Origin of the sequence: Streptomyces sp. NRRL B-24085, from assembly GCF_001282115.1 — a bacterium.
Classification (GTDB): Bacteria; Actinomycetota; Actinomycetes; order Streptomycetales; family Streptomycetaceae; genus Streptomyces.
This window is the reverse complement of sequence record NZ_LJBR01000134.1, coordinates 1-9455: the sequence shown is the minus strand read 5'-3', so window position 1 is coordinate 9455 and position 9455 is coordinate 1. Positions and strand designations below refer to the sequence as shown.

At 72.1% G+C, this 9455-nt stretch carries 11 protein-coding genes and 1 pseudogene; 6 read left to right on the top strand and 6 right to left on the bottom strand.

Annotated elements, in window-relative coordinates:
* The coding region (locus AOJ26_RS16745) for a histidine kinase dimerization/phospho-acceptor domain-containing protein (RefSeq protein WP_053849099.1) at positions 1-1092 on the bottom strand (1092 nt) is incomplete at its 3' end.
* The gene (locus AOJ26_RS16740; protein WP_053849098.1) at positions 1089-1754 is read right to left on the bottom strand and encodes a response regulator transcription factor; all 666 of its coding nucleotides are present in this window, start codon (positions 1752-1754) and stop codon (positions 1089-1091) included. The genes AOJ26_RS16745 and AOJ26_RS16740, both read right to left, overlap by 4 nt.
* A 175-nt stretch (positions 1755-1929) precedes the next feature.
* On the opposite strand from AOJ26_RS16740, the gene AOJ26_RS16735 reads away from it, so the two are divergent.
* The 6 genes from AOJ26_RS16735 (at position 1930) to AOJ26_RS16710 (ending at position 7516) form a co-directional block, all read left to right on the top strand.
* On the top strand, positions 1930-3270 hold the full coding sequence (locus tag AOJ26_RS16735) for a ferric reductase-like transmembrane domain-containing protein (RefSeq protein ID WP_053849097.1): 1341 nt from the start codon (positions 1930-1932) through the stop codon (positions 3268-3270).
* 10 nt (positions 3271-3280) lie between these two features.
* Entirely contained in the window at positions 3281-3985 is a 705-nt protein-coding gene (locus AOJ26_RS16730) for an FMN-binding protein (protein ID WP_053849096.1), read from the top strand.
* Positions 3986-3993: 8 nt separating this feature from the next.
* Positions 3994-4734 (top strand): FAD:protein FMN transferase, encoded by a 741-nt coding sequence (locus AOJ26_RS16725; protein WP_053849095.1) that lies wholly within the window; start codon positions 3994-3996, stop codon positions 4732-4734.
* 300 nt (positions 4735-5034) lie between these two features.
* Entirely contained in the window at positions 5035-6165 is a 1131-nt protein-coding gene (locus AOJ26_RS16720; protein ID WP_078959925.1) for an ABC transporter ATP-binding protein, read from the top strand.
* Positions 6162-6851 (top strand): ABC transporter permease, encoded by a 690-nt coding sequence (locus AOJ26_RS16715; protein WP_053849093.1) that lies wholly within the window; start codon positions 6162-6164, stop codon positions 6849-6851. The genes AOJ26_RS16720 and AOJ26_RS16715 overlap by 4 nt, the downstream gene beginning before the upstream one ends.
* Positions 6848-7516, top strand: a complete 669-nt coding sequence (locus AOJ26_RS16710; protein WP_053849092.1) for an ABC transporter permease — start codon at positions 6848-6850, stop codon at positions 7514-7516. Before AOJ26_RS16715 ends, AOJ26_RS16710 begins: the two co-directional genes overlap by 4 nt.
* A gap of 100 nt (positions 7517-7616) precedes the next feature.
* Here AOJ26_RS16710 and AOJ26_RS16705 read toward each other — a convergent pair whose 3' ends face one another.
* The 4 genes and pseudogenes from AOJ26_RS16705 to AOJ26_RS16690 form a co-directional block, all read right to left on the bottom strand.
* Positions 7617-8219: a GTP-binding protein gene (locus AOJ26_RS16705; protein ID WP_053849091.1), complete on the bottom strand. Its 603-nt coding sequence runs from the start codon at positions 8217-8219 to the stop codon at positions 7617-7619.
* Complete coding sequence (locus tag AOJ26_RS16700) at positions 8206-8622, bottom strand: DUF742 domain-containing protein (protein WP_053849090.1); 417 nt, start codon at positions 8620-8622, stop codon at positions 8206-8208. Before AOJ26_RS16700 ends, AOJ26_RS16705 begins: the two co-directional genes overlap by 14 nt.
* A gap of 19 nt (positions 8623-8641) precedes the next feature.
* Entirely contained in the window at positions 8642-9100 is a 459-nt protein-coding gene (locus AOJ26_RS16695; RefSeq protein WP_053849089.1) for a roadblock/LC7 domain-containing protein, read from the bottom strand.
* A pseudogene (locus AOJ26_RS16690) lies at positions 9097-9455 on the bottom strand (ATP-binding protein); the annotation flags it as partial. The pseudogene AOJ26_RS16690 and the gene AOJ26_RS16695, both read right to left, overlap by 4 nt.

The following is a 9455-nucleotide window of genomic DNA, read 5'->3' as shown; positions in this document are numbered from 1 at the left end:
CAGGGCCCGCGGGCCCTGCTCGACGGTCAGCGGATGGTCCGGGTGGCTCGCGCGGAACGCGTCGGCCGCGTGCTCCACCAGCTCCACCAGATCCACCTCGACCGGCCTGAGCGGGGTCTCCACCTCCGCCGCGTCCAGCCGGGCGAGCAGCAGCAGGTCGTCCAGCAGGAAGCCCATCCGGGCGGCCTCGGCCCGCAGCCGGGCCAGGTGCTTGTCGCGCTCCTCGGGGGCGTTGGCGGCCGCGTACTGGAAGAGGTCCGCGTAGCCCCGTACGGACATCAGGGGCGTGCGCAGCTCGTGCGAGGCGTCCGCGACGAACCGGCGCAGCCGCCGCTCGGCCTCCGCGCGCACCGCGAGGGAGTCGTCGATGTGCTCCAGCATGGTGTTGAACGCCGTCCGCAGCTCCTCGACCTCCGGGCCGCCGCCCCGCTTGTCGGCGCGCAGCGGCAGCCGGGCCGCCGTCTCGGTGAGGTCGTGCGAGGCGATGCCGTGCGCGGTGGACGCCATGGCGCTCAGCGGCTGCAGACCGCGCCGCAGCAGCCTGCGGCCGACCACCACGAGCGCCAGCAGGGCCAGCCCGAACGCGATCACCTGGACGGTGATCAGCCGCCGTACCGTGTCGTCGATGTCGTCCAGCGGCGCGGCGCTGACCAGGACCACCCCGGGCTTCACCTCGCAGGCCCGCAGCCGGTACTCGCCGGCGCCCGCGATGTGCTCGGTGCTCAGCAGCTCGGTGTGCGCGGCGGTCTGCGCCCCGGCCAGGGCGGTGAAGTCGCCGACGTCCTCCGGCAGGTCGCCGGCGTCCTCGGGCTTGCGGAGCGTGGGGGTGCCGTCCGTCACGTCGTACACGGCGTAGAACCAGCTCCAGTACTTCTTGCCGGAGAGGGTGCCGTAGTCCGCGATGCTCTTGGACTGGGCGATCTGGGCCTGCGCGAGCTGGGTGTCGAGCTGGGCCGACAGGTAGTCCCGCATGTACGTGGTCAGCGCGGTGCCCACGACCGCGAACACCACCAGGGCCAGCGCCCCCAGCCCCAGCGCCAGCCGGGTCCCGAGCCGCATCCTCCGGTACGCCGACCGCAGCCGCCGGATCACTCGGCCGCCTGCCGGATGACGTACCCGAAGCCCCGCACCGTGTGGATCAGCGGCTCACCCGTGTCGTCCAGCTTGCGGCGCAGCCGGCTGACGACCAGCTCGACGACGTTGGAGCGGCCCCCGAAGCCGTACTCCCACACGTGGTCGAGGATCTGCGCCTTGGTGAGCACGGTCGGCGACTTGCGCATCAGGTACCGGAGCACCTCGTACTCGGTCGGAGTGAGCGTGAGCAGCTTGTCGCCGCGCCGCACCTCACGGGTGTCCTCGTCCATCGTGAGGTCCGCGACCCGGAGCACCGAGCGCTGGAAGCCGGGCCCGGCGCTGCGCCGCAGCACGGTCCGCAACCGGGCCATCAGCTCCTCCACCGCGAACGGCTTGACCAGGTAGTCGTCCCCGCCCCGGGTCAGCCCCGCCACCCGGTCGGCGACCGCGTCCCGCGCGGTCAGGAAGACCACCGGCACCATCGTCCCCGAGCGGCGCAGCCGGTCCAGGACGCCGAAGCCGTCGATGTCCGGCAGCATCAGGTCGAGCACCACGATGTCCGGACGGAACTCCGCGGCACGGCTGAGCGCCTCCTCGCCGGAGTTCGCGGTGACCGCCTCCCAGCCCTCGTAACGGGCGACCGTCGCCACGAGATCGGCGATCGGCGGGTCGTCGTCCACGACGAGGAGTCGTACTTTTTCCACCCGCTCATAGTGCTGCACAACGGCCGGAAAGCGGGCGCCGGGGGAGGCCCGGGACCACATCGATAACCTCTTGAAAGTTGTACGACAGCTGATCGACAGCTACCGCCGGGGAAGCTCGGTTACCCAGGCCCCGATCAAGGAGCTACCTCCCGTGACGACCGTCCAATCGCCCCCCGCGCCCCCCACGGCGATCAAACGCCCCAGGGTGGTGGCCCGCACCGGGCTCTTCGCCGTGCTGGCCGCCAACGCGGCCGTTGTCGCCTGGTTCTTCGCCCAGGCCGGCTTCGCCTCCAACGCGCTCATCGTGCTCGGCCGTCTCACCGGCCTGTACGCCGCGCTCGTCATGGCGTTCCAGCTGGTCCTGGTGGCCCGCCTGCCCTGGCTCGACCGCCGCATCGGCATGGACCGGCTGACCTCCTGGCACCGCTGGACCGGCTTCGCCCTCCTGTGGACGCTCCTCGCGCACGTCGTCTTCATCAGCTTCGGCTACGCCGAGGGCACCGGCACGGGCCCGGTCGGTGAGATCGTCGACCTCGCCGAGACCACCGAGGGCGTGCTCCGCGCGGTCGTCGCGTTCTTCCTGATCCTGGCGGTCGGCGCGGTCTCCGCCCGCTACGCACGGCGCCGCCTCGCCTACGAGACCTGGCACTTCATCCACCTGTACACCTACGTCGCCGTGGTGCTGGCCTTCACCCACCAGGTCGCCGTCGGCACCACCTTCACCTCCTCGTCCGCCGCCACCGCCTACTGGTACGGCGTGTGGGGCGTCGCGCTCGGCTCGGTCGTCCTCGGCCGCGCGGTGCTCCCGCTGTGGCGCAACTGGCGCCACCGGTTCCGGGTCACCGCGGTCGTCCCCGAGAGCGACAACGTCGTCTCGGTCTACATCAGCGGCAAGGACCTCGACCGGCTCCCCGCCCGCGCCGGCCAGTTCTTCCTGTGGCGCTTCCTGACCGCCGACCGCTGGTGGCAGGCCAACCCCTTCTCCCTGTCCGCCGCCCCCGACGGCAGGACGCTGCGCCTGACCGCCAAGGCCGCCGGCGAGGGCAGCGCCGCCCTGCGGCACGTCAAGGTCGGCACCCGCGTCTTCGCCGAGGGCCCCTACGGCGCCTTCACCGCCCTGCACCGCACCCGCCCCGAGTCCGTCCTCATCGCCGGCGGCGTCGGCGTCACCCCGATCCGGGCCCTCCTGGAGGAGGTGCAGGGCCACGCCGTCGTCATCTACCGGGTCGGCTCCGACCGGGACGCCGTCCTCTACGACGAACTGCGCGACCTCGCGCTCGCCAGGGGCGCCGAACTCCACCTGGTCACCGGCCCGCCGGTGCCCGACAAGCTGGCGGCGGGCGAGCTGGCCCGGCTCGTGCCCGACATCGCCGACCGGGACGTCTTCCTGTGCGGGCCGCCCCCGATGATGAAGGCGGTCCTGGGCAGCCTGCGCGAGCTGGACGTGCCCGGGCCGCAGATCCACTTCGAGCGCTTCAGCCTGGCGGGATGAGGAACAGACCGTGAAACGAGCCATACCTGTCGTCGTCCTGAGCATCGCGGGCCTGGTCCCCGTGTGGCTGTACCAGCCCTCGTCCGGCACCTCCACCGTCCAGGCCACCCCGCCCGCGCCCACGACGTCCTCCTCCGGATCGTCCGGCACGAACGTGGTCACCACCACGACGGTCGAGACGGAGAAGGGGCCCCTCCAGCTCCAGGTGACCTTCGCCGGTACGAAGATCACCGCCGTGAAGATGCTCCAGCAGCCCGACCACCCGCAGACCGAGGCCGCCGTGCCGAAGCTCGTCGCGGAGACCCTCCAGGCGCAGAGCGCGGACATCGACACCGTCTCCGGCGCCACGATCACCAGCGAGGCCTACAAGGACTCCCTCCAGGCCGCGATCGACGACAACGCCAGGACGGCGTCGGCGGCCTCGTCGTCCCCGTCGGCGTCCGCGTCCGCGCAGTCCTCCCGGACCGTCGACGGCACGGCGGTCGACACCGAGAAGGGCACCGTCCAGGTCCAGGTGACCTTCGCGGGCGACGAGATCAGCGCCGTCCGGATGCTCCAGCAGCCCGACCACCCGCAGACCACCGCGGCCGTGCCGCAACTGGTCGCGGAGACGCTCCGGGCGCAGAGCGCGGACATCGACACCGTCTCCGGTGCGACCATCACCAGTGACGGCTACAAGGAGTCCCTCCAGGCCGCGATCGACGCGAAGGGCTGATCTCTGCGATGCACCGCGTCGAACACGTCATGGGCTTCCCGGTCTCGCTCCGGGTCGACGACGAGCACGTCCCCGAGTCCGCCGCGGACGCGGTCTTCGCGTGGCTGCGTGAGGCCGACGCCCGGTTCAGCCCGTTCAAGGAGGACAGCGAGGTGTCGCGGTACGACCGCGGCGAGCTGTCCGCCGCGGGACTGAGCGGCGACCTGCGCGAGATCCTCGCCCTGTGCGAGCACTACCGGGTCGCCACCGGCGGCGCCTTCGACGTACGGCCGCCCGGTCGCCCTCTCGACCCGTGCGCGGTGGTCAAGGGCTGGTCGGTGCAGCGGGCGGCGGAGCTGCTCGGGGCGGCCGGGGCGACCCGGTTCGTCCTCAACGCCGGTGGCGACGTGGTCACCGCGGGCGGCCCCTGGCGGGTGGGCGTACGGCACCCCGAGAACGCCGACAAGCTGTGCACGGTGCTGTCGCTCACCGACGGCGCGGTGGCCACCTCGGCCCGCTACGAGCGCGGCGACCACATCCTCGACGCCCGCACCGGCCGCCCGGCGACCGGCCTGCTCAGCCTGACGGTCGTGGCGGCGACGCTCACGGAGGCCGACTCGGTCGCCACGGCGGCCTTCGCCCTGGGCCCCGAGGGCGTCGACTGGGCGGCCTCCCTCGACGGCTGCGAGGTGTTCGCGGTGGACGCGGAGCGACGGGTCCTGCGTACCCCCGGTTTCCCGGCCGTCCGGGACGGCTCGGCGGCCGCGTGACCGGACCGGCGAGGGTGGGCGCTGGTGTGTTCCCCGCCGCCCCCGCCGGGTTCAGGAGCCTCCGGTCCTCGCCGACGGCACCCGGACGGACGCATGCCTCACCCGTCTGCGGGAGACCGTCCGCGGGGGCGACTGCGCCTAATGCGGCGACCTCGTGTGCCGCACGGCCGGGCGGCCCCTCCCCGACCACGGGCCACCGTTCGAATGTCTGCAACACAAGCGGTCTAGACTCTGCCGAACGGCCTGCTGGACCGGCCGAATGCGGACAACTTCAGCCAGACCCGAAGGGTATTCGGCGCTTTGATACGGATAGATTCAGTCACCAAGCGGTACCCGGACGGCACGGTGGCGGTCGACCGGCTCTCGTTGGAGATACCCGACCGCTCGATCACGGTCCTCGTCGGCCCCTCGGGCTGCGGCAAGACGACGACCCTGCGCATGATCAACCGGATGGTCGAGCCCAGCGAGGGGACCATCCTGATCGACGGCAAGGACAGCCGGCAGCAGCCGGTCAACACGCTCCGCCGCGGCATGGGCTACGTCATCCAGAACGCCGGGCTCTTCCAGCACCGCACGATCGTCGACAACATCGCCACCGTGCCCCGCATGCTGGGCTGGGGCAAGGAGAAGGCGCGGGCCCGGGCCCGGGACCTCATGGAGCGGGTCGGGCTCGACGGCTCGCTCGCCAAGCGGTACCCCTACCAGCTGTCCGGCGGACAGCAGCAGCGCGTCGGTGTGGCGCGGGCGCTGGCCGCCGATCCGCCGGTGCTGCTGATGGACGAGCCGTTCTCGGCCGTCGACCCCGTCGTCCGCAAGGGGCTCCAGGACGAACTCCTCCGCATCCAGGACGAGTTGGGCAAGACGATCGTCTTCGTCACCCATGACATCGACGAGGCCGTCAAGATCGGCACGATGGTCGCCGTGATGCGCACCGGCGGCAAGCTCGCCCAGTACGCGCCGCCCGCCGAGCTGCTCTCCCACCCCGCGGACGCGTTCGTCGAGGACTTCCTCGGCGCCGACCGGGGCATCCGGCGGCTCTCGTTCTTCCCCTCCTCCGGGCTCCGGCTGCTGACCGCACCAGTCGTCGCGGTCGACGCCACCGCCGAGCAGATCGCCTCCCGCGGCACGGACGGGGCCCCCTACCTCCTCGTCACGGACGTGGACGGCAAGCCCCTCGGCTGGAGCGAGCCGCGGGACCTGACGGCGGGGAGCGTCGACGTCGAGCGCCTGCTGCCGTACGGGCGGCCGTTCGTCGCCGGCACCGACTCGCTGCGGGCCGCGCTGGACTGTGCCGTTCTCTCGCCCACCGGGTGGGCGGTCGGGGTCGACGCCGAGGGGCGGGTGGCCGGGGTGGTCTCCCAGCAGGCCATCGGCGAGGCGATCCGCGGGGCGCACGCGGAGGGCCGTACGGACGCGAAGGCCGCCCGGTGAACGGCTTCTTCGACATCCCCAGCGACCTCCAGCACAGCTGGCTCGGACTGGTCGGGCTGCACCTCAGGGAGGCCCTGCTGCCGGTCCTCGCCGGACTCGTGATCGCCCTGCCGCTGTCCCAGCTCTGCGTGCGCTTCCGGTGGCTGTACCCGCCCGTGCTGTGGGTGACCACCGTGCTGTACGCGATCCCGTCGCTGGCCTTCTTCGTGGTCCTCATCGACTACACCGGCCAGACCGAGCTCACGGTGATGATCCCGCTCACCGTGTACACGCTCGTCATCCTGGTCCCGGCGATCGTCGACGGCGTCCGTTCGGTGCCGCAGGAGACCCTCGCGGCCGCGACGGCGATGGGCTTCGGACCCGTACGCCGTTACGTCCAGGTCCAGTTGCCGATCGCCGTGCCCGCCATCATCGCGGGGCTGCGGGTGGCGACCGTGTCGAGCATCTCCCTCGTCAGCGTCGGCGCCCTCATCGGCAACCAGGGGGCGCTCGGCAACCTCATCAACGACGCCAACATCTACAACCGGCCCGAACTCGCCGTGAACGCCGTGCTGACCATGGCGGTCCTCGCGATCCTCGTCGACGGACTGCTGGTCGCCGTACGACTGCTCCTGACGCCGTGGATGCCGAGCGGCGCGCGTGCGCGGCGCGCGCAGCGGCCCGAACCGGAGGTCGCCGCCCGGTGAACGTCCTCAACTTCATCAACGCCTTCTTCAGCGACAGCGCGCACTGGCAGGGCTACGACGGGATCCCCACGCGGCTCGCGGAGCACGTCCAGTACACCCTGGAAGCCCTCGCCATCGCCGCGGCCATCGGACTGCCGGTGGGGCTCGTCACCGGGCACTTCGGGAGGGGCGGCAACGCGCTGGCCTTCATCGCCGTCGCCGGACGGGCCCTGCCCACCTTCGGTCTGCTGGTGCTGATGACCCTGTCGCTCGGCTTCGGGCTGATCAACGTGATGACCCCGCTGGTCGTGCTCGCCGTGCCGCCGATCCTCGTCACCACCTACGAGGCGATGCGGTCGGTGGACCCCGCCCCGGTGGACGCGGCCCGGGGGATGGGCATGCACGAGGTGGAGGTCCTCTTCCGGGTCGAGCTCCCGGTCGCCCTTCCGCTGATCCTCGGCGGGCTGCGGTCGGCGGCCATCCAGATCGTGTCGACGGCCACGATCGCCGCGTATGTGTCTTTGGGCGGGCTCGGGCGGTACATCGTGGACGGGCTCTATCAGCGGAACTACGAGAAGGTCGTGGGCGGGGCGACGCTGGTCGCCGGGCTGGCGTTGATCACGCTGGCGGTGTTCTGGGGGGTCACCAGGCTGACGGTGTCCCGAGGAGTACTCAGGAGCAACTGAGCGGGGGGCGGGGGCTGTCGAGTGTCCGCGGCATCGTCGTGGTCGCTCGCGCCCACGCGGCGGAGCCGCACATCGATACAGCCCCGCGCCCCTGCTCACGTCAGCCTTCTGAACGGGCCAACGCCTGTTCCAGTACGACCAGCAGCGCGTCCCGCACCGAGCCCCGCTCCCTCGCGTCGAACACGAGCACCGGGACGCGCTCGTTGACGTCGAGGGCCCAGCGGACCTCGTCCAGGGTGTGCTCGACCCTGCCGTCGAAGGCGTTGACGGCGACCGCGAACGGGATCTGCTTGTGCTCGAAGTAGTCGACCGCCGCGTAGCAGTCGTCGAGGCGGCGGGTGTCGACGATGACCAGGCCGCCGACCGCGCCCTCGACGATGTCGTCCCACATGAAGCCGAAGCGCTCCTGGCCCGGCGTGCCGAACAGGTACAGCTTCAGGGTCGGGTCGACGGTGATGCAGCCGAAGTCCATCGCGACCGTGGTCGTGGTCTTGCGCGGGGTGTGGCTCAGGTCGTCCACACCGGCGGCGACCTCGGTGATGGCCGCCTCGGTGGTGAGCGGCTCGATCTCGGAGATCGAGCCGACCGCGGTGGTCTTGCCCACCCCGAAGCCGCCCGCGATCACCATCTTGACCGGCAGCGGCGGTCGTACGGCGGCGGAGGGCGCGGCCGAGGGCCGGGTGGCCGGTTCAGTCGGTGTCACGGAGTACCCCTCGGGAGTCGGGGATGGCACGCAGGCCGTCGATGAGCCTGCGCAGGACGGAGGCGTCGTGGGTGACGCCGGAGTCGGGCACGTGCACCGTCAGCTGCCCCGCCGAGCGCAGGTCCTCGGCGAGGATCCGCACCACGTTCAGGTGCAGCCGCAGCCGGGCCGCGATCTCCGCGATGGACTGCGGGATCCGGCACGCGGCGACGATGTCGTGCTGTTCGAAGGCGAGCCGGTCGAGCACGGCGAGCCCCTCGGCGGTGGCCACCACCTGGGTCTCGACGGGCATCGTCCGGCCGGACGGATCGGGTGCCACCCGCCCGGCGGTGACCAGGAACGGCCGTACGGCGGGTACGGGACCGCCCGGCTCCGGGTCCGGAGGCGTGCTGCCGTCCGCCATGACTGCGCTTCCTCCTCGGTCAGCGCTTCGACGCGGCGCCGACGCTGTTCTTGAGTTCGAGTACGAGCTGGGGGCTGAGGGCGGCACCGGCGCGGTTCGCGAACAGCGTCATCTCGTACGCGATGTTGCCCAGCTTGGCCTCCTTGTCGGTGACCACGCCGAGCACGGCGCCGCTGCCGATCGCGGAGACCAGGACATGGCCGCCCTCAAGGTCGATGATGACCTTGTTGAGGCCGCCCAGGCCGTAGTTGCCGGAGGCTCCGGCGGCCAGGCTCGTGATGCCGGAGACGATCGCGGCGAGCCGCTCGGAGTCCGCGTGCTCACGCAGCTCCGAGACGGCGATGAGCAGCCCGTCCGAGGACACGGCGATGGCGTCGACGACGCCCGCGGTCTCCGTCGCGAAACGGTTCAGCAGCCAGGTGAAGTCGGCTGCGGCGGCCTGCAGGTCGGCGGGCGTGTCACCTGTGGACGTGCTCACTGCTCCGCTCCTTCCGGGGAGTGGTTCTGATCGTGCGGGGGGTTGGATGCGCTCTGCTGGGTCTCCGCGTCGTCCCCGGGTACGGGCCGGGCGTGGCTGCCGGTGTCGCTGTCCCGGTGGGCGCGCTCCACGGCGGCCTCGAACTCGTCGAGCGCGTCGCGGACGGCCTCCGCGTCGGCGGGCCGGAGCGGAGCGGTCTTCTGTACGGCGTCGGCACCGACGGTGGTGCGCAGCGTGGCGCCGCGGACCCGGCGGCGCAGGGGGCGGGGGCCGTCGCCCGCGTCGGCGCTCGCGGACGCCTCCCCGGTGCGGGCCTTCGGGATGAACGGGGCCGCGGGCGAGGCGGGTTCGGGGG

Bases quoted from the DNA above. Each gene is read 5' to 3' on its own strand.
- AOJ26_RS16725 (WP_053849095.1), top strand. From the start codon at position 3,994: ATGCACCGCGTCGAACACGTCATGGGCTTCCCGGTCTCGCTCCGGGTC.
- AOJ26_RS16700 (WP_053849090.1), bottom strand. From the start codon at position 8,622: ATGGCGGACGGCAGCACGCCTCCGGACCCGGAGCCGGGCGGTCCCGTA.